Consider the following 20,032-nt stretch of genomic DNA (forward strand, 5'->3'; position numbering starts at 1 on the left):
TTAGCGGTCCACGTCAGCCATAACGAAGTCGATACTGCCCAGGTACGCAATGAGGTCGGCGACCATGCTGCCTTTGATCACCGAAGGGATCTGCTGCAGGTGCGGGTAGCTCGGGGTACGGATCCGGGTGCGGTAGCTCATGGTGCCGCCATCGCTCGTCAGGTAGTAACTGTTGATGCCCTTGGTCGCTTCGATCATCTGGAACGACTCGTTGGCCGGCATGACCGGGCCCCACGAGACTTGCAGGAAGTGCGTGATCAAGGTTTCGATGTGCTGCAGGGTGCGCTCTTTCGGCGGCGGCGTGGTCAGCGGGTGATCCGCCTTGTACGGGCCTTCCGGCATGTTGCGCAGGCACTGGTCGATGATGCGGATACTCTGACGCATCTCCTCGACACGGACCATGCAGCGATCGTAGGCATCGCCGTTGTGGGCCAGCGGTACTTCGAACTCGAAGTTTTCGTAGCCAGAATACGGGCGCGCTTTACGCAGGTCGAAGTCGCAACCAGTGGAACGCAGGCCGGCACCGGTGGTGCCCCATTCCAGCGCTTCCTTGGTGTTGTACGCGGCGACGCCGACGGTACGGCCCTTGAGGATGCTGTTCTGCAGGGCGGCCTTGGTGTATTCGTCCAGGCGCTTAGGCAGCCAGTCGACGAAGTCCTTGACCAGCTTGTCCCAGCCGCGCGGCAGGTCGTGGGCGACGCCACCGATGCGGTACCAGGCCGGGTGCAGGCGGAAACCGGTGATTGCTTCGATCACGGTGTAGGCGCGCTGGCGGTCGGTGAAGGTGAAGAACACCGGGGTCATGGCGCCGACGTCCTGGATGTAGGTACCCAGGAACAGCAGGTGGCTGGTGATGCGGAAGAACTCGGCGAGCATGATGCGAATCACGTCGACCTTCTGCGGCACCTTGATGCCGGCCAGCTTCTCTACCGCCAGTACGTACGGCAGGTTGTTCATCACCCCGCCGAGGTAGTCGATACGGTCGGTGTAGGGGATGAAGCTGTGCCAGGACTGGCGCTCGGCCATCTTCTCGGCGCCACGGTGGTGGTAGCCGATGTCCGGGACGCAGTCGACGATCTCTTCACCGTCCAGCTGCAGGACGATACGGAACGCACCGTGGGCAGAGGGGTGGTTGGGGCCGAGGTTGAGGAACATGTAGTCCTCGTTGGCGCCCTGGCGCTTCATACCCCAGGCTTCCGGGTTGAAACGTGCCGATTCCTCTTCAAGCTGCTGCTTGGCCAGGGTCAGGCTGTAGGGGTCGAACTCGGTGGCGCGGGCAGGGTAGTCCTTGCGCAGCGGGTGGCCTTCCCAGGTGGGCGGCATCATGATGCGGCTAAGGTGCGGGTGGCCGGCAAAGTCGATGCCGAACATGTCCCAGACTTCGCGCTCGTACCAGTTGGCGTTTGGCCAGATGCCAGTCACGGTCGGCAGGTTCAGGTCGCCTTCGCTGAGCGACACCTTGATCATCACGTCGCTGTTACGCTCGACCGACAGCAGGTGGTAGAACACGCTGAAATCGGCGGCGGGCAGGCCGCGGCGCTGGGTGCGCAGGCGCTCGTCGACGCCATGCAGGTCGTACAGCATGCTGTACGGCTTGGCGACGTTGCGCAGGAAGCTGAGTACTTCTTTGAGCTGTGCACGTTTTACCCACAGCACCGGCATGCCGGTGCGGGTTTCCTGGGCGACGAATGCGTCGGCACCAAAACGGTTGTGCAATTCGACGACCACATCCTGGTCGTCAGCCTTGTAAGGCGGAATATAAATAGCGGTGTCCGCTGTCATGGTCTCGGTCGCTTTGAGTCAACGTAGAGAATGAAGCCAGGCCGCCGGCTCCTTGGGGAGCGGGCGGCAGGTCGCTGGATCAGACTTCGTCGGGGCTGCGCAGGTTGGTTACCGCGATACGCTGTTCACGACGCAGGTCTTTCTGGGCAGGCATCTCGGCACGGTAAATGCCTTGATCACCAACAACCCAGGAAAGCGGGCGTCGCTCCTGGCCAATCGACTCCTGCAGCAGCATCAAGCCTTGCAGGAACGCTTCAGGGCGAGGCGGGCAGCCAGGCACGTAAACATCCACGGGGAGGAACTTGTCGACCCCCTGAACGACCGAGTAAATGTCGTACATGCCACCGGAGTTGGCGCACGAACCCATGGAGATGACCCACTTCGGCTCGAGCATCTGCTCGTACAGGCGCTGAATGATCGGCGCCATCTTGATGAAGCAGGTACCGGCGATGACCATGAAGTCGGCCTGACGCGGCGAGGCCCGGATGACTTCGGCGCCGAAGCGGGCGATGTCGTGGGGCGCCGTGAAGGCCGTGGTCATTTCCACGTAGCAGCAGGACAGGCCGAAGTTATACGGCCAGAGGGAGTTCTTGCGACCCCAGTTGACCGCGCCACGCAGCACATCTTCGAGTTTCCCCATGTAGATGTTCTTGTGGACCTGGTCCTCGAGCAGTTGGTCGGTGACGGTTTCCCGTTCACCTACCGGGTACTGCTCGTTGGGCGCATCCGGATCGATTCTGGTGAGATTGTATTGCATTGCCAAAGCCTCATTGTTTCAGCTTCGCTTGCCGCTTGCGGCGACCTTCGGGAGCCCAATCAAGAGCACCGACGCGCCAAAGGTAGACAAGACCTGCCAACAGAATTGCTATGAAAACGAGTGCTTCGACGAACCCGGTCCAGCCGCTTTCGCGGACGGACACAGACCATGCAAAGAGGAAGAGGGCTTCGATATCGAAGATCACGAACAGCATCGCGACCAGATAGAATTTGGCGGACAGGCGCAGGCGGGCGCTGCCGACGGGCAGCATGCCGGATTCGAAGGGTTCGTTCTTGGCGCGGCCCCAGGCCTTGCTACCGAGCAGGCTGGACAGGCCGAGCATGAAGGCACACAGGCCGACGACACCCAAAAGGAAGATGGCAAAGCCCCAGTTGTGGGCGATGAGTCCTGCCGAATCGGACATGCTAGAGATCCTTATACAGAGACCCAGCTCTGCAGTCTGAAATAAGTAGAGCGGCGACCTGGTGTCGCACATGCAGTGACCAAATGTCGCAGCTGAATCAATCGCGCTGATTTTATGGGTAAACCCGGTGCAAGTAAAATTTCTGTGGCAATTTATTCGTAGGATTAAGAACAAAAATCTTTCGTAACTGGCTGAAAGCCTTGAATTTCGGGCATTGCGCGCGTTTTTGTTAATTATGTTTCTTGCGCGATGTAACGAATTCCTAGTTATGTAATGATAATTAATCGCATTGAGCTTGGTGCGGTGAAATTCTCCTCTTGTGAGCCTTGCAAAGTTGCCCGGGCGGGTTGGCTACTTGCAAATGCGAAAAAGGCTCGTTCTAACAGCTTCCAGCGCCTTGCGCACCGCTCTGGATCAATACTTTATCGGTTAAGCCGTGGCGGGCCGATGAAGCGGTGGATGTCGCTCAGGTTGTGGAGGGTGGGTTGCTGTTGGGTTGCCACAAGCATAGACCGGATACTGGGGCCTGCTTTGCCTCCAGCGGAAAGTGAGTGAGGTTGCCAAGCGCAGGTCTTGAGATTATTGGTGATGCGCAAATCGAGCGCCGCCCGCGCGGCGCTTCGCAGCACAAGGCTGCTCCTGCATTTGTTTCGGGCCAGTGGGCATGTGGCATTTGCGCGCGACCGCCTTGTTTGCCCGACACAATATCGTGCCATGCGCAAAGAGGGGGCGCGCATTCCACAGGATTGATTGGCCCGAAACAGATGTAGGAGCAGCCTTGTGCTGCGAAGCGCCGCGCGGGCGGCGCTCGATCTCATACGCGCTGAATTTTTCGTGACTATCACTTCAAAAAAAAAGCCCAGGGTCCTCACGAACCCTGGGCCTTCCTTCAACAGTTCACTGTTATCAGTGGAACTGCTCTTCCTCAGTCGAACCGGTCAGCGCAGTCACCGACGAAGCCCCACCTTGAATCACGGTGGTCATGTCATCGAAGTAGCCAGTGCCCACTTCCTGCTGGTGTGCAACGAAGGTGTAGCCTTTGCTGGCATCAGCGAATTCCTGCTCCTGCAGCTTCACGTAGGCAGTCATGTCGTTGCGGGCGTAGTCGTGCGCCAGGTTGAACATGCCGTGCCACATGTTGTGAATGCCAGCCAGGGTGATGAACTGGTGTTTGTAGCCCATGGCCGACAGCTCGCGCTGGAACTTGGCGATGGTCGCGTCGTCCAGGTTTTTCTTCCAGTTGAAGGAAGGCGAGCAGTTGTACGACAGGATCTGGTCCGGGTATTCCTTCTTGATCGCTTCGGCGAAGCGGCGGGCTTCGTCCAGGTCCGGCTTGGCAGTTTCGCACCAGATCAGGTCGGCATACGGTGCGTAGGCCAGGCCGCGGGAGATTGCCTGGTCGAGGCCTGCACGCACTTTGTAGAAGCCTTCACGGGTGCGCTCGCCGATCACGAACGGTTGGTCGTACGGGTCGCAGTCGCTGGTCAGCAGGTCGGCGGCGTTGGCGTCGGTACGGGCCAGAATGATGGTCGGCACGCCCGAAACGTCAGCTGCCAGGCGCGCGGCAACCAGCTTCTGTACAGCTTCCTGGGTGGGTACCAGTACCTTGCCACCCATGTGACCGCATTTTTTCACCGAGGCCAGCTGGTCTTCGAAGTGCACGCCGGCGGCGCCTGCTTCGATCATGTTCTTCATCAGCTCGTAGGCGTTCAGTACGCCGCCGAAACCGGCTTCGGCGTCAGCTACGATTGGCGCGAAGTAGTCGATGTAACCTTCGTCGCCCGGGTTCTTGCCGGCTTTCCACTGGATCTGGTCGGCGCGGCGGAACGAGTTGTTGATGCGCTTGACCACGGTCGGTACCGAGTCGACTGGGTACAGCGACTGGTCGGGGTACATGGACTCGGCCGAGTTGTTGTCGGCGGCAACTTGCCAGCCGGACAGGTAGATAGCCTGGATGCCGGCTTTGACCTGTTGTACTGCCTGGCCGCCGGTCAGGGCGCCCATGCAGTTGACGAAATCTTTTTCTGGGCGGAAGGACGGGTGGGCACCCTGGGTGACCAGCTTCCACAGTTTTTCTGCGCCCTGACGGGCCAGGGTGTGCTCCGGCTGCAGGGAGCCACGCAGGCGAACGACATCAGCGGCGGTATAGGTACGGGTCACGCCTTTCCAGCGCGGGTTTTCGGCCCAGTCTTTCTCGAGGGCTGCAATTTGCTGTTCGCGTGTCAGTGCCATGGAAATAAACCTCGTCGCATCGATCTTGGGGTAATTGTGCTGATGCTCGGGTGCAGATCAGAGGCCTGGCGGCTGTCCTGTTCGGGGGCGTGCGGCGGCGAACGCGAAGGCTCGAAGGGGAAGGGGGTGCAGGCCAGGCGAAGGTGTGCGCTGCAGGTCGGCTCGTGGTTGCCTTGCTGCGGTGCTACGCGATTGCCAGAACTGCGGTGATGCGCTTCCGTCCCTCGGGACAACTTCTTCGTTGCAGTCGCAATCCCGTCGAACCGCCTTGTGGGCCGTATAGACACGAGGCGCCTCCAGGGGTGGGAGGAGCACGCCTCGAAGGCCCTTGCCAGGGCCCCTGATTAGCGGGAGCGAGGCCATCATGCCCTTGAGAAAAAGTACCTGTCAAATGTTTTGTAGTGACTTTTTTCGCTTACTACATCTTTGGTCTAATACGACTCGGCAGTCAGTTTCTAGGCCATTGGTCGAGGCCTTGAATTGCCTGGGATCAGTCCAGAAGGTCGACTTTTACACGTAAAGTCATGTTTTCACCGCGCTGGGTACTGTAAGTGTGGCTTGACGCGCTACGATCGGACTGGCTCTGCTGGTTGAACCCCGCCAAGGTGATCCATTCCCCGAGCTTGCCGGTGACTGTCGTGTCGGTGCTTTGCACTTTCACTACATCTGCTCGTTCCTGGCTGATGCGGTCATTATTGGTGCTTATTTGCAGACGAACCGTTTCGCCGCTCAGGCTGGGGGTAACGTAGAAACCTTGGGTCACATTGCGGTATTCGGTGTTGCTTTGAATACGCCCATAACCGTCGGTACTGGTGCTGGTGACCGGGATGCTCTGGCCAACCTGGATCAGCGCGGCCTGGCCTTCGCTGGCCTGAACCTGCTGCATGCCGCCTTCGCGGTTGCTGGTGCCGTAGCGGATGACGTGAGCGTTGCCGCGGGTGTCCTGGAAGTTGCTGTCGTTGTTGTCGACGCTGATCAGCAGGCGCTTGGGCGCGGTGTCCAACTGTTGCAGCAGGCTGCGCAGGTCGTCGATGCGCTCCGGGCTGGCATTGACGATCAGCTTGTTCTCGAAGGCGTTGACGGTGCCGTCCTTGCCGATGAACGATTGTGCAGCGGGCAGCAGTTCGGCGCTGCTGCGGTACTGCAAGGGGAGGACTTCGGTGGCGGCGTGAGCGCTGAGGGTGGCAGCCAGCAGCAAGGATGTGAAAAGCGGGCGTAGCGGCATGTCCATGATCTCCGCAGTGGGTATCAACATGATGGCAAATTTGCCCAGGTTGTGCAGGTTATGCATCAAGGGGCGGCATCCTGCACTTTTGAGCGGTGGCCGCTGTCAGACAAATTCCGTAACATCGCGCCCCTCGATTGCCAGCCCCTCCGCCTGGACCGCCTCACAGGAACTTCATGAAACCCGTACGACTGCGCGCCGACCTGCTCGCCGGCCTGACCACTTCGTTCGCCCTGGTGCCTGAGTGCATCGCCTTCGCCTTAGTGGCGCACCTCAACCCGCTGATGGGCCTGTATGGCGCTTTCATCATCTGTACCCTGACTGCACTGTTTGGCGGCCGTCCGGGCATGATTTCTGGTGCTGCCGGATCGATGGCGGTGGTGATCATCGCGTTGGTGGTGCAACACGGGGTGCAGTACTTGCTGGCCACGGTGCTGCTTGGCGGGGTGGTGATGATCTTGTTTGGCCTGCTGCGCCTGGGCAAGCTGGTGCGCCTGGTGCCTTACCCAGTGATGCTGGGCTTCGTCAACGGCCTGGCGATCGTCATCGCCCTGGCTCAGTTGGAGCACTTCAAGCAGGGCGGTCAGTGGCTCAGCGGTTCGCCGCTGTACCTGATGGTCGGCCTGGTGGCGCTGACCATGCTGGTGGTCTACATACTGCCCAAGCTGACCCGCGCCGTACCGCCCGCGCTGGTGGCCATCCTGGGGGTAGGCCTATTGGTGTACCTGCTGGGTTTGCCGACCCGCACCCTCGGCGACATGGCGCACATCGCCGGTGGCCTGCCGCAAGTGACGCTGCCAGATGTGCCGTGGAACCTTGAAACGCTCAAAATCATCGCCCCCTACGCGGTGCTGATGGCCATGGTCGGCCTGCTGGAGACCCTGCTGACGCTCAACCTCACCGACGAAATCACCGAAAGCCGTGGCTTCCCAGACCGTGAGTGCGTGGCCCTGGGCGCCGCCAATATGGTTTCGGGCCTGTGCGGTGGCATGGGCGGCTGCGCGATGATCGGGCAGACGGTGATCAACCTCAGCTCCAATGGCCGCGGCCGGCTATCGGGCGTGGTTGCCGGGGTGATGATCCTGCTGTTCGTGTTGTTCTTGTCGCCGCTGATCGAGCGTATTCCGCTGGCAGCCCTGGTGGGGGTGATGTTCGTGGTTGCCCAGCAGACCTTCGCCTGGGCTTCGTTGCGCGTGTTGCACAAGGTGCCGGTGAACGATGTGCTGGCGATTATTGCGGTGACCATCGTCACGGTGTTCACCGACCTGGCCGTAGCGGTACTGTTTGGTATTGTCATCGCGGCGGTGAACTTTGCCTGGCAGCATGCGCGGGAGCTGTATGCCGACAGCCATGAGGAAGCGGGCGGCGGCAAGCGTTATCAGGTACATGGCACGTTGTTCTTTGCCTCGACCGCCTCGTTCCTCAACCAGTTCGATACGGCGAAGGATCCGGCGCAGGTTACGCTGGACTGCCAGCATTTGAGCTTTGTCGATTATTCGGCAGTTGCGGCGCTAAAAACCTTGCGTGAGCGGTATACCAAGGCGGGCAAGCATCTACGCGTGGTGCACTTGTCGGAGCGGTGCAAGAAGCTGTTGAAGCGGGCTGGCGAGCAGCTCTGAGAAGGGTTATTGCCTGCACCGGCCCCTTCGCGGGCAAGCCCGCTCCCACAGGTATGGGCCGGATTCAAGGCGGATGGAGGCCCTGTGAGCTCTGAGAAGGGTTACTGCCTGCACTGATCCCACAGGTATGCCACCGGATTCAAGGCGAATGGAGTTCCTGTGGGAGCGGGCTTGCCCGCGAAGGGGCCGGTACAGGTGAATGAATTATTCCCCGCGGTTCTTCCTCACGATCCCTTCAGCAATGCTGGCCGGTGCCTCGGCATAGCGGATGAACTCCATCGTGTAGCTGGCGCGGCCCTGGGTCATCGAGCGCATGGAAGTGGCATAGCCGAACATTTCGCCCAGCGGCACTTCGGCGCGTATCACCTTGCCGGCTGGCGTCTCGTCGCCATCCTGGATCATCCCGCGGCGCCGGCTCAGGTCGCCCATGATGTCGCCCTGGTATTCCTCGGGGGTCACCACCTCAACCTTCATCACCGGCTCTAGCAGCACTGCCCCGCCTTTTTGCGAGAGCTGCTTGGTGGCCATGGACGCGGCTATCTTGTAGGCCATTTCGTTGGAGTCGACGTCGTGGTAGGAGCCGTCGAACACGGCAGCCTTCAAGTTGATCAGTGGGTAGCCGGCGAGCACGCCATTCTTCATCTGTTCTTCGATACCTTTCTGGATGGCCGGGATGTACTCGCGGGGTACCACGCCACCGACGATCTCGTTGATGAATTCCAGGCCTTCCTTGCCTTCGTCGCCCGGGGCGAAGCGGATCCAGCAGTGGCCGTATTGGCCGCGCCCGCCGGATTGGCGAACGAAGCGGCCTTCAATCTCGCAGGTGTTGCGGATCTTCTCGCGATAGGCCACCTGCGGCTTGCCGATATTGGCCTCGACGTTGAACTCGCGGCGCATGCGATCGACGATGATGTCCAGGTGCAACTCGCCCATGCCGGAGATGATGGTCTGGCCGGTTTCCTCATCGGTGCGCACGCGGAACGACGGGTCCTCCTGGGCCAGCTTGCCCAGGGCTATGCCCATTTTTTCCTGGTCGGCCTTGGTCTTAGGCTCCACGGCCACGGAGATCACCGGGTCTGGGAAGTCCATGCGTTCGAGAATGATGGGGTTGTTGATGTCGCACAGGGTATCGCCCGTGGTCACGTCCTTCATGCCGATCAAGGCAGCAATATCGCCGGCGCACACGTCCTTGATTTCGGCGCGTTGGTTGGCGTGCATCTGCACCATGCGGCCGATGCGTTCCTTCTTGCCCTTGACCGAGTTGAGCACGGCATTACCGGAGCTGAGCACCCCGGAATACACTCGGGCAAAGGTGAGGGTGCCGACAAACGGATCAGTGGCAATCTTGAAGGCCAGGGCCGAGAAGGGCTCTTTGTCGTCGGCGTGGCGCTCAAGGTGCTGTTCTTCATCGTCCGGGTGGGTGCCCTTGATTGCCGGGATTTCCGACGGTGCGGGCAGGTAGTCGATGACCGCATCGAGCATCAGCGGCACGCCCTTGTTCTTGAACGACGAGCCAAGGATGGTCGGCACAATTTCGTTAGCAATGGTGCGCTGGCGCAGGGCGGCCTTGATCTCGTCGATGCTGAGTTCCTCGCCTTCGAGAAACTTCGTGGTCAGCTCATCGTTGGCCTCTGCCGCGGCTTCGATCATGTGCGCGCGCCATTCGTCGGCGAGCGCCTGGAGCTCGGTGGGGATCGCTTCTTCGCGGTAGGTGGTGCCGTTGTCGGCATCGTTCCAGTAGATGGCCTTCATCTTCACCAGGTCGATCTGGCCGATAAAGTGCTCTTCGCTGCCGATGGCCAGCTGGATCGGCACCGGGTGATGCCCCAGGCGCTTGTCGATCTGCTTGACCACGCGCAGGAAGTCGGCACCCTGGCGGTCCATCTTGTTGATGTAGGCCAGGCGCGGTACGTGGTACTTGTTGGCCTGGCGCCACACGGTTTCCGATTGCGGTTCGACCCCGTCGGCGCCGCTGAACACCACCACCGCGCCGTCGAGCACACGCAGCGAGCGTTCTACCTCGATGGTGAAGTCGACGTGGCCAGGGGTATCGATGATGTTGAAGCGGTACTTGTCGGGGAACTGCTTGGTCGAGCCCTGCCAGAAGGCCGTGGTGGCTGCCGAGGTGATGGTGATGCCTCGCTCCTGTTCTTGGGCCATCCAGTCCATGGTCGCGGCGCCATCGTGCACCTCGCCCATCTTGTGATTGACCCCGGTGTAAAACAGGATGCGCTCGGTGGTGGTGGTCTTGCCGGCATCCACGTGGGCGACGATGCCGATATTGCGATACAGCTCGATGGGCGTTGTACGGGCCATGGCGGACTACCTGCGGATGGGCGGATTCTCCCACGTTAGCAGACCGGAAGAATCCTGCTTTACCGCCGGGCCGTCAGTCGGCCTGAGCCTGCAGCAGCCATTGGCCGTCCACTTCACGGGCCAGGCCGCTAGCAGGCAGCAGGGCCAGCAAGCGCTCGTGCAGGGCGCCGTCGGTGAAGGTCTTGAGCTTGGCCATGTCCAGCGCGCCGACCAGGTTGAGGTCTTCTTTGTGGTACGACAGCCAGGCTTTTTTCAGCACCAGCAGCACGTCACTGCCTGCGGTGTTGGCGAAGCGGCGGTTGAGCGGGCGACCTTCGAGGGTGAAGTTGTGCGCGTGGCTGTAGCTGCTCTGGTCGCCACCGTCACGGCAGCGATGGCACTGGCACGGGCCTTCGGCGAACGCGTTGCGCAGGTAGGTGTTGAAGTCCACGACGGGCTTGAGGGACAGGCGTTTGTCGACCTCGAACAGGTCGGCGATCAGGGGTTCTTCGGCGCTCACTCGGGATCCTCGTGTGGTGTGGCGTGCATCGGCGGGCACCCTAACAGATCGGGGCGGGGGAGGCCATTTTGATCTGTTGATGGCGGCCACCCAGGTGCCAGGCATGACGCTGTACCTGTGGGAGCGGGTTCACCCGCGAAGAGGCCAGTAGAGACAATAGACAAAGGCTGCCGTACTCTACGCGCCAAAACGCCTACACATCTAATTGAGGTAACCCCGCTTGAGCAGCAAGTTCCCGTACACCGCCACCGTGACCATCAGCGCTGAAGACCGCGGGGGCGACATCGAGGCCTCGGAAAACCCCAGCATGCGCGTGGGCCTTGAAGCGGTGACCGAAACCCTGAAGAAGGTGCATTTCGTCGGTACGCTCGCAGCTCCCGAAAAGCCGGCCACGCACATCTGCGTTACCCTGGAAAACGGCCTGACCTACTACGGCCCGATCGTCAACGGCCACGCCGAACTCGAAGGGGGCTGGATTGCCTTCGAGTCCGACATGCTCACCCCTGAAGAGCTGGGCCTGTAAGCCTCAGTTCAACTCTGCCAGGCACTGCTCGAGGATATCCAAGCCTTCTTCGAGCACCTCGGCTTCGATGGTCAGTGGTGCGAGCAGGCGGATGATATGCCGCGCCTTTCCGCTGGGCATCAGCAACAGGCCTTTGGCCCGCGCTGCTTCCATGACCTTGGCCAGCTGGGCCGGTGCCGGGCTGCCATCGGCGTTGACGAACTCGATGCCGCGCATCGCGCCGACACCGGTCAGCCGCCCGATGAACGGGTACTGGGCTTTCCAGCGCTCGACGCGGCTGACAATCGCCTGTTCCTGGCGTTCGCCCCAGGTGGCGACGTTCTCGTCGGTCATCTGCGCCAGGCTCGCCAGCGCCGCTGCGCAGGCAATCGGGTTGCCCGAATAGGTCCCGCCCAGGCCACCCTTGGGCAGCGATGCCATCAATTCTTTACGGCCCACGACCGCACCCAGTGGCATGCCGCCCGCGATGCTTTTGGCCAGCAGCAGCAGGTCGGGCTCGATGCCCAGGCGCGGGAAGGCAAAGCGCTGGCCGGTACGGCCAAAGCCCGACTGGATCTCGTCGATGATGATCAAAATGCCGTGCTCGTCGCAGAAGCGGCGCAGTGCCTGGGCGAATGCCGGGTCGAGGGCGAGGAAGCCGCCTTCACCCTGGACCGGTTCGAGGATGAAAGCCGCCACGTCTTCAACCGCCAGTTCGACGCTGAACAGCCGGTCCATGGCCTTGAGTGCCTGTTCGCAGGTGACGCCGGTGTCGGCACTGGGGTAGGGCAGGTGGTAGACCGGGCCTGGCAGGTCGCCGACGCGTTGCTTGTACGGGGCGACCTTGCCATTGAGGTTCAGGGTTGCCAGGGTGCGGCCATGGAAGCCACCGTCGAAAGCAATCATCGCGCGCTTGCCGGTGGCGCCACGGGCCACTTTCAGGGCGTTTTCCGCCGCTTCCGCGCCACTGTTGGTGAGCATGCCGGCCAGCGGGTAGCTGACCGGGACAAACTCGCTGAGGCGCTCCATCAGGGCAAGGTACGGGCCGTGGGGGGCGGCGTTGAAGGCATAGTGGGTGAGGCGGGTGGCCTGGGCCTGAATTGCCTCGACCACGGCTGGGTTGCAATGGCCCAGGTTGAGTACGCCGATACCGCCGACGAAGTCGATATAACGTTTGCCGTCGGTGTCCCAGACTTCCGCATTCTTGCCGTGGGAAAGTGTAATTGGGTGAACGATGGCAATGGACTGGCTGATACTTTCCTGATTCATGGTGCACGCGGACCTTGTTCGAGTTTCCCACTATCGAAGCGTGCCGGGGCTGTATTGCGCAAACGAATTATTTGATTGCGATCATTCCTTGGATTCGTGATCTTGTAAGATTTTGTGTTACCTGCACTGGCTTCAATCCCCTTCAGCCACCCGCTCGCGAATCCACTGCACGAAGGCCCTGACCTTCGGCACCTCCGCCGCATGCTCGGCATGGGCGATGAAGTGCCTTCCATTGCTCGGCACCGGGTGGTCCCAGGCCACCACCAGCTTGCCTTCGTTCAACTCCTCCGCCACCAGGTACCGCGGAATCAGGGCAATGCCACAGCCGGCGATTGCAGCCCGGATGCACAGGTAGAACGTGTCGAAGCGCGGCCCGTGGTAGCTGTTCTGGCTGTGCAACCCCAGCCCCAAAAACCATTCATGCCAGGCCTCCGGGCGCGATACACACTGCAGCAGGCGGTGCTCGGTCAGCGCCTCGGCGCTGGTGAAACGGTGGTTGGCGAGCAGCTCTGGGGCGCACACCGGCACCACTTCTTCGCTGAACAGCTCGATACACGTCGCCCCAGGCCAGGTGCCCTGGCCGAAGAAGAAGGCGATGTCGGCCTTGGACTGCACCAGGTCGAAGGGTTCCAGCTCGTTACGGATATCCAGGTGAATACGCGGATAGCGATCACCAAACCCCTTTAGCCTGGGCACCAGCCAGCGCGCGCCGAAGGTCGGCTGGGTGGCGATGCGCAGCACTTCGGTCTCATCGCCATAGCTGAGGATGTAGCGGCTGGAGATGTCGATCTGGGTGAGGATCTTGTTCACCTCGGTCAGGTACAGCGCACCCGCCGGGGTCAGGTGCAGGCGCCGGCGAATGCGCTGGAACAGCGAGTGCGACAGCATGTCCTCCAGTTGCGCGACCTGTTTGCTGACCGCGCTCTGGGTCAGGTGCAGCTCTTGCGCCGCGCGGGTGAAGCTCAGGTGGCGGGCAGCCGCTTCGAAGCACTGGAGGGCGGTGGTCGAGGGCATCAGGCGTTTGGACATGACAGGCGCGTACCGAGCAAAAAAGGAAAAAGTTCATTCCGAATTGGAATCATGTGCTTCGAAAAGGTCGTTTGTTGACCCAGGCCTATAGATTAATACTGACCTGGATCAACGATTACAACCGGTCGTGCGAAGAGGAGGGAAGTAGCCACCGCCGGCATCTACAAAACAACAAAAAACGCACACCAGAAATTAATAAGAATTCTGCTCCATTTTTTAGCCGTCCCACGACGGCGACCCATTCGAGGGTTCTCCATGGCTTCGCTAGAAAACAAGAAACAGCGGTCCTTGCAGCACGGCCTGACGTCCCGTCAGGTTTCCATGATCTCCATCGCCGGCATCATCGGCGCCGGCCTGTTCATCGGTTCCTCCAACGCCATTGCCACCGCCGGCCCGGCCATCCTCATCTCCTACGCCATGACCGGCCTGCTGGTGCTGCTGGTGATGCGTATGCTGGGCGAAATGGCCATCGCCAACCCCAACAGCGGCTCGTTCTCCACGTACGCCTCCGAGGCCATCGGCCCTTGGGCAGGCTTCACCATCGGTTGGTTGTACTGGTGGTTCTGGGTGCTGATCATCCCGGTCGAGGCGATTGCTGGCGCAGACATCCTGCATGCCTACTTCCCCGGCGTGCCCTCGTGGTTGTTCGCCTTCCTGATCATGGTCGTGCTGTCGGGTACCAACCTGATCAGCGTGAAGAACTTCGGTGCCTTCGAGTACTGGTTCGCGCTGGTCAAGGTGGTTGCCATCGTTGCCTTCATCATCGTCTGCAGCCTGGCCGTGTTCGGCTTCTGGCCGTTGGCCGAGGTCTCGGGCGTGAGCCGGCTGTGGGACAATGGCGGCTTCATGCCCAATGGCTTTGGCACTGTGCTGGGTGGCGTGCTGATCACCATCTTCTCGTTCTTCGGCGCCGAGATCGTCACCATTGCCGCTGACGAAACAGCCAACCCGAAAGACAAGATCCGCCGTGCCACCAACCTGGTGGTGTACCGCATCGCCATCTTCTACCTGGCCTCGATCTTCCTGGTGGTGTCGCTGGTGGCCTGGAACGACCCGGCCCTGAAAGCCGTGGGCTCGTTCCAGCGGGTGCTGGAAGTGCTCAATGTGCCGGGCGCCAAGCTGCTGGTCGACCTGGTGGTGCTGGTGGCGGTCACCAGTTGCATGAACTCCGGCCTGTACACGGCCTCGCGGATGCTCTACTCCCTGGGTGCCCGTGGCCAGGCGCTGAGCATGACCAAGCGCATTTCGGGTGCTGGCGTGCCAACGGTAGCGGTCATCTTCTCGACCCTGGCAGGCTTTGCCGGTTGCTTCGTCAACTACGTGTTCCCCGGCAAGGTGTTCGGTTTCCTGCTGTCCACCACCGGCGCCATTGCCTTGCTGGTGTACCTGGTGATCGCCGTGTCTCAGCTGCGCATGCGAGCCCGTGCAGACCGTGAGGGCACGCCGCTGGAGCTTAAGATGTGGCTGTTCCCTTATCTGACCTGGCTGGTGATCGGCACCATCGTCATGGTCCTGGGCTACATGCTGTTCAGCGATGCCTACCGCTACGAGACGCTGATGACTGCCGGGGTGACGCTGTTCATCCTGCTGGTGTCGCTGACCCAGCGGCGCGGCAAGGTGGTCGCACAGACTGCTTGATCCAGAGGGGGCGCTTGGCGCCCCTTTCTCATTGGCGCTGGCCCAGCGCGGCGCTACCATCGACGCTTGCCTCACTTCCCATTCCAACAAGCACAGGAAGCGTATGAACGAGCACACCCTTTCCCTCCAGCAGTTGGCTGCACCGGAAGGCACCTGCTACGGCTGCGGCTGCTCCCACCCTAGCGGCCTGCACCTGCAAAGCCATTGGGACGCCGACGGCATCCACCTGCTGTGCCGCCACGCGCCGGACAGCACCTTCATCGGCTGGCCCGGCCTGGTTTATGGCGGCTTACTGGCCATGCTGGTCGATTGCCACTCCAACTGGACCGCCATGGCCTACCACTACCGCAACGAAGGCCGCGAACCGGGCAGCCTGCCGCGTATCGACTGCGTCACGGGCACACTCAACCTCAGTTACCTGAAACCGACCCCCATGGGTGTTGAGTTGCTGCTCAAGGCACGCGTAGAAGGCGAGGTCGGGCGCAAGAGCCGGGTTATCTGCGAGGTCTGGGCAGACGACGTACTCACGGTGACGGCGGACTCGGTGTTCGTACGGGTCGACACCGAAAAGCTCAAGCGCAAGGCCCACGGCCAGGTTTAAGCGAAGGTTGGCGATGGTTATTGGTGAGCGGGGGTGCCAAACTCGATTTCTGCAAACGCCCTGAAGCGTTCTGTTTGTGATGACAACAGCAATTCGGTAGTTGCTTTCAAGTAGGTGGGTGGCCGTTCCGGGTTTGGCGAGTTTTCCAGTGCTGTAACAATTAGCTTGCCTGTCCCGTTTCGATCATAGAGGGGGATCGAGGCATCAAAGTGCTCGGCAGTGTGCGAGGTCCCCGGTGCGATTATGAATTCGCCTTTTTCGAGGTATTGGCCTTGCAGTACTACAAAGAATTGATGGGCGAGTTGGTTTTCTGGGTCCGTGATGATGCCCCCAAAATAATACCTGGTCAGCCATAAGGTAGAATAGTTTTCAAAGCAGAGAGTACGGCCGGTATCAACGTTTACTACTTCAAGTTTGATGCGCCCGTCGCGGGTCTCTTTTGCCAATGATTTTGCAGCGATTTCTTTTATATCGATCATGGTTTATGCCTGTTGTAGTGGAGATTGGATCTGCCAGGCGAATATATGAGCGATGGCCGGGTATGAACTACTCGTAGATATGCGAGGTAGCCACCTTGGAAAGCGCACATGTAAAGTGGCTTGGCGAATGGCCGGTGATGGCCAGCCACGCGGGATGTCACTAAAGTAACAGCTCCATTCCCCAGTCAAGGTTGACCATGACCGATCTGAGCGCATTCCCCATCACCCGCAAATGGCCCGCCCAGCACCCCGAGCGCTTGCAGCTGTATTCGTTGCCGACGCCGAATGGGGTCAAGGTGTCGATCATGCTCGAAGAGATCGGCCTGGCGTACGAGCCGCACAAAGTCAGCTTCGACAACGATGACCAGTTGAGCCCGGAGTTCATCTCCCTCAGCGCCAACAACAAGATCCCCGCCATCCTCGACCCGAACGGCCCTGGCGGCCAGCCGCTTCCGTTGTTCGAGTCGGGCGCGATCCTGCAGTACCTCGCGGAAAAGAGCGGGCAGTTGCTCAGCCAGGACCCCGCCACCCGTTACCAGACTCTGCAGTGGTTGATGTTCCAGATGGGCGGCATCGGGCCGATGTTCGGCCAGGTCGGGTTCTTCCATTTCTTTGCGGGCAAGGAATACGAAGACAAACGCCCGCGGGATCGCTACGTCAACGAATCGAAGCGCTTGCTGGGTGTGCTGGACCGCCACCTGCAAGGCCGCGAGTGGATGGTCGACGAATACAGCATCGCTGACATCGCCATTTTCCCTTGGGTACGCAACCTTGTGGAGCGCTACAACGCCCGTGAGCTGGTCGGGTTCGATGCGTTCAAGGAAGTGCAGCGGGTGCTGGCGACGTTTTTGGAGCGGCCGGCGGTTCAGCGTGGCCTGAAAATCCCGGGATGATCGAGCATCCCTGAACCTGTGGGAGCGGGCTTGCCCGCGAATGCTGTGGTAGGTCCATCATCACATTCGCGGGCAAGCTCGCTCCCACAGGTTCTTTATTGCAGCCTAGAAAATCTGGTTAAGAAGCCAGTACAGGCTACCTGCCAGCAGCATTGCCGCGGGCAGGGTCAGCACCCAGGCCATCAGTAAGTTGATCAACGTACGCTGCTGAATCCCCGAGCCATTGGCGACCATGGTCCCGGCCACACCCGAGCTCAGCACGTGGGTAGTCGAGACCGGCAGCCCGAACATGTCGGCCGCCCCGATGGTGCACATCGCAACTACCTCCGCCGATGCGCCTTGGGCATAGCTCAGGTGGGTCTTGCCGATCTTCTCGCCCACTGTCACTACGATGCGCCGCCAGCCGACCATGGTCCCCAGCCCCAGCGCGATGGCCACAGCTACCTTGACCCACAGAGGAATGTAGCGCGTGGCGTCGTCCAGCTGTGTCTTGAACAGTTGCACATGGCTGCGGGTGTCGGCATCGAAGTTTGTCAGCTGGTGCTTGTCGAGCAGGCGGATGGCTTCGCTGGTCAGGTACATGTCATTGCGCACGTTGGCCATGGCTTCGGCCGGCACGCGCTTGAGCGAACCGTAACCCTTCACCTCTTCGCCGATCATGCCGGTGAGGGCGGCCAGGGCTGGTACCAGTTGCGGGTTGGGCTTGGGTTCGGCGATGAACGCGGTCAGGGTTTGGCGCGGGTCTGCGGGCGCCGCTTGCGGGTCATGGCGCACCAGGGCCTGGCGCGTCACTTCGGCCACGGCCGAAAACTGCAGGGCCTGCTCGCTGGGCATGGTCTTGTTCAGCGCATACGCCATCGGCAGCGTGCCGACCAGAATCAGCATGATCAGCCCCATGCCTTTTTGTCCATCGTTGGAGCCATGGGCAAACGATACCCCGGTGCAGGTCAGGATCAGTACGCCACGGATCCACCACGGTGGCGGCTTCTGGCCTTCCGGTGCCTGGTACAGCTCTTTGCGCTTGACCAGCGCGCGCAGCGCCAGCAGCAACAGGGCCGCGCAGGCAAAGCCGATCAGTGGCGAAAACAGCAGGGCATACCCCACCTTGCTGGCTTGGGTCCAATCCACGCCGCTGGTGCCGTCCCGCCCATGCATCAGCGCATTGGCCACGCCTACGCCGATGATCGAGCCAATCAGCGTGTGCGAGGAGGACGCCGGCAAGCCCAGCCACCAAGTGCCCAGGTTCCAGATGATCGCGGCCAGCAGCAGGGCGAAGACCATGGCGAAACCGGCCGAAGAACCTACCTGCAAAATCAGCTCTACCGGCAACAAGGCAATGATGCCAAAGGCCACCGCGCCGCTGGAAAGCAGCACCCCCAGGAAGTTGCACAACCCCGACCAAACCACGGCCACCGGTGCCGGCAAAGAGTGGGTGTAAATAACCGTGGCGACGGCGTTGGCGGTGTCATGGAAGCCGTTGACGAACTCGAAGCCCAGGGCAATCAGCAGCGCCAGGCCCAACAACAGGAAGGGGGTAACGGTGGTGATCACCGTGCCGCTGGCGCTGACGTCCTGTTTCAGGCTCCAGGCTGTGTAGGCGATGCCTGCCAGTAGCAGGCCGAAGAACAAAACCAGGGTGGCACGCCCGGGCTTGTGGGACAGCTGCGGGCGGGAATCGCGTTGGGCCAGTGGCGGCTGGCTGGCCAGGGACGGGGTTGCCATGGGGGCTCCGGTTGGCGTCGGGCGAAGGTGCCGAAGGCTGTGAGCTTAGGAGCAATTCGTGACCGGTCCGTGACCTCGGTCAATGAATTCACTAGGCTCAAGACAGACGGTAAATGCGGGAGAAAGCCATGATCCGCTGCAAACGTGTCTACGAAGCGGCCGCCGACGAGGATGGCCGGCGCGTGCTGGTCGACCGCCTGTGGCCGCGCAACAAACGCAAGGAAGACCTGCAGGGCCAATGGTTGCGCGAGGTGGCACCTTCGGACGAATTGCGGAGGGCGTTTCACCAGGGGGAGGTGGATTTCGCCGGTTTCACCCAGCGCTATCAGCAACAGCTGGCCGCCCACCCCGAGCACTGGTACCCACTGCTGGACCTGGCGGCCAAAGGGCCGCTGACCTTGCTGTATGCCGCCAAAAACACCGAGCACAACAATGCCCAGGTGCTCGCCGAGTGGCTGGAGGATGAGCTGGAACGGCGTGGCCCAGGCAGCTCGCCGGTGTGCTACGCCACCTGAGCAGTGCACAATAATGGCCATGAACCTTGTACCTGCCACCGACGCCCACCGCAGCTTTGCCCGCGACCTTACGCGCCGGGCCATGCTGCCGTACTACCGAGAGTTCGACCTGTTGTGGCTCGAAGATGCCTTCGATCAGGCCTGGGGCTGGCGTGAGCAATGGCTGGTGATGGACGGTGACACGGTGCTGGGCTACTGCAGCCTCAGCCAAGACCGCCAGGCACTGTTCATTCGCGAGTTGCACCTGCTGCCCGAGCACCGCGGGCGCGGTATCGGCAGTGGGGTGTTGGAGGCGCTCGCCGGTTGGGCGCAGCAGCGGCGCCTGCCACTGCTGCGTTTGATGGTGTTCCGCAGCAACCCGGCCAGGCAGTTGTATCAGCGCAGGGGCTTTGTCGAAATGGGCGAGGATGAGTGCTTCGTGCGCATGCAGCGCACAATCGACTGATAGCTCAGTGATGGCTTGTCGTGGCCGGTGACCATGGGCATAGTGGACCCAGGAATTTACAGCTGCTTACAGGAAGGTGAGCGGC

Annotated in this window: 18 protein-coding genes; 7 read left to right on the forward strand and 11 right to left on the reverse strand. The window is 61.1% G+C overall.

Translation table 11 applies throughout. The features are described 5' to 3' along the window. The 5 genes from nuoC to QOS90_RS06820 all read right to left on the reverse strand — a co-directional run bounded on the left by nuoC (position 1) and on the right by QOS90_RS06820 (position 6,420). On the reverse strand, positions 1–1,782 hold the full coding sequence (gene nuoC / locus QOS90_RS06800; protein ID WP_027592809.1) for an NADH-quinone oxidoreductase subunit C/D: 1,782 nt from the start codon (positions 1,780–1,782) through the stop codon (positions 1–3). 79 nt (positions 1,783–1,861) lie between these two features. Then, a complete protein-coding gene (locus QOS90_RS06805) occupies positions 1,862–2,539 on the reverse strand; it encodes a NuoB/complex I 20 kDa subunit family protein (protein ID WP_012313769.1) in 678 nt (225 codons plus the stop codon). A 10-nt stretch (positions 2,540–2,549) separates the two neighbouring features. Beyond that, positions 2,550–2,963, reverse strand: coding sequence for an NADH-quinone oxidoreductase subunit A (locus QOS90_RS06810; RefSeq protein WP_003251427.1), 414 nt, complete (start codon positions 2,961–2,963; stop codon positions 2,550–2,552). 906 nt (positions 2,964–3,869) lie between these two features. Continuing rightward, positions 3,870–5,195, reverse strand: coding sequence for an isocitrate lyase (aceA, locus tag QOS90_RS06815; protein ID WP_012273289.1), 1,326 nt, complete (start codon positions 5,193–5,195; stop codon positions 3,870–3,872). A gap of 490 nt (positions 5,196–5,685) precedes the next feature. Next, the gene (locus tag QOS90_RS06820; protein ID WP_027592808.1) at positions 5,686–6,420 is read right to left on the reverse strand and encodes a secretin N-terminal domain-containing protein; all 735 of its coding nucleotides are present in this window, start codon (positions 6,418–6,420) and stop codon (positions 5,686–5,688) included. 176 nt (positions 6,421–6,596) lie between these two features. Between QOS90_RS06820 and QOS90_RS06825 the strand changes: the two genes are divergently transcribed. Continuing rightward, positions 6,597–8,039, forward strand: a complete 1,443-nt coding sequence (locus QOS90_RS06825) for a SulP family inorganic anion transporter (RefSeq protein ID WP_027592807.1) — start codon at positions 6,597–6,599, stop codon at positions 8,037–8,039. Between the two features lie 204 nt (positions 8,040–8,243). Here QOS90_RS06825 and fusA read toward each other — a convergent pair whose 3' ends face one another. Next, a complete protein-coding gene (gene fusA, locus QOS90_RS06830) occupies positions 8,244–10,355 on the reverse strand; it encodes an elongation factor G (RefSeq protein WP_085272595.1) in 2,112 nt (703 codons plus the stop codon). 73 nt (positions 10,356–10,428) lie between these two features. Then, positions 10,429–10,854, reverse strand: coding sequence for a hypothetical protein (locus QOS90_RS06835; protein WP_027592805.1), 426 nt, complete (start codon positions 10,852–10,854; stop codon positions 10,429–10,431). Between the two features lie 220 nt (positions 10,855–11,074). Between QOS90_RS06835 and QOS90_RS06840 the strand changes: the two genes are divergently transcribed. After that, the gene (locus tag QOS90_RS06840) at positions 11,075–11,377 is read left to right on the forward strand and encodes a hypothetical protein (protein WP_027592804.1); all 303 of its coding nucleotides are present in this window, start codon (positions 11,075–11,077) and stop codon (positions 11,375–11,377) included. Positions 11,378–11,380: 3 nt separating this feature from the next. Here the strand turns inward: QOS90_RS06840 and QOS90_RS06845 are convergent, their stop codons facing one another. Together QOS90_RS06845 and gcvA are read right to left on the reverse strand one after the other, a co-directional pair. Further along, positions 11,381–12,625, reverse strand: a complete 1,245-nt coding sequence (locus QOS90_RS06845) for a 2-aminoadipate transaminase (protein ID WP_027592803.1) — start codon at positions 12,623–12,625, stop codon at positions 11,381–11,383. Positions 12,626–12,757: 132 nt separating this feature from the next. Next, positions 12,758–13,654 (reverse strand): transcriptional regulator GcvA, encoded by an 897-nt coding sequence (gcvA, locus tag QOS90_RS06850; RefSeq protein ID WP_027592802.1) that lies wholly within the window; start codon positions 13,652–13,654, stop codon positions 12,758–12,760. Between the two features lie 255 nt (positions 13,655–13,909). Between gcvA and QOS90_RS06855 the strand changes: the two genes are divergently transcribed. Continuing rightward, a complete protein-coding gene (locus QOS90_RS06855; protein WP_027592801.1) occupies positions 13,910–15,292 on the forward strand; it encodes an amino acid permease in 1,383 nt (460 codons plus the stop codon). Positions 15,293–15,395: 103 nt separating this feature from the next. Further along, complete coding sequence (locus QOS90_RS06860; RefSeq protein WP_085272596.1) at positions 15,396–15,893, forward strand: PaaI family thioesterase; 498 nt, start codon at positions 15,396–15,398, stop codon at positions 15,891–15,893. Positions 15,894–15,910: 17 nt separating this feature from the next. On the opposite strand, the gene QOS90_RS06865 is transcribed toward QOS90_RS06860, so the two are convergent. Next, positions 15,911–16,372 carry a hypothetical protein gene (locus QOS90_RS06865; protein WP_085272597.1) on the reverse strand — a complete coding sequence of 154 codons (462 nt, stop codon included), beginning with the start codon at positions 16,370–16,372 and terminating at the stop codon, positions 15,911–15,913. 197 nt (positions 16,373–16,569) lie between these two features. Here QOS90_RS06865 and QOS90_RS06870 point away from each other — a divergent pair, with 197 nt between their 5' ends. Next, positions 16,570–17,265 (forward strand): glutathione S-transferase N-terminal domain-containing protein, encoded by a 696-nt coding sequence (locus QOS90_RS06870; RefSeq protein WP_027592799.1) that lies wholly within the window; start codon positions 16,570–16,572, stop codon positions 17,263–17,265. A gap of 105 nt (positions 17,266–17,370) precedes the next feature. On the opposite strand, the gene QOS90_RS06875 is transcribed toward QOS90_RS06870, so the two are convergent. Next, positions 17,371–18,987: an inorganic phosphate transporter gene (locus tag QOS90_RS06875; protein WP_085272598.1), complete on the reverse strand. Its 1,617-nt coding sequence runs from the start codon at positions 18,985–18,987 to the stop codon at positions 17,371–17,373. Between the two features lie 128 nt (positions 18,988–19,115). On the opposite strand from QOS90_RS06875, the gene QOS90_RS06880 reads away from it, so the two are divergent. Then, a complete protein-coding gene (locus tag QOS90_RS06880) occupies positions 19,116–19,502 on the forward strand; it encodes a DUF488 domain-containing protein (RefSeq protein ID WP_085272599.1) in 387 nt (128 codons plus the stop codon). A 13-nt stretch (positions 19,503–19,515) separates the two neighbouring features. Then, positions 19,516–19,947: a GNAT family N-acetyltransferase gene (locus QOS90_RS06885; protein ID WP_085272600.1), complete on the forward strand. Its 432-nt coding sequence runs from the start codon at positions 19,516–19,518 to the stop codon at positions 19,945–19,947. Positions 19,948–20,032 lie beyond the last annotated feature (85 nt).

Source organism: Pseudomonas sp. LAIL14HWK12:I10 (assembly GCF_900184205.1).
GTDB classification, from domain to species: domain Bacteria; phylum Pseudomonadota; class Gammaproteobacteria; order Pseudomonadales; family Pseudomonadaceae; genus Aquipseudomonas; species Aquipseudomonas kermanshahensis.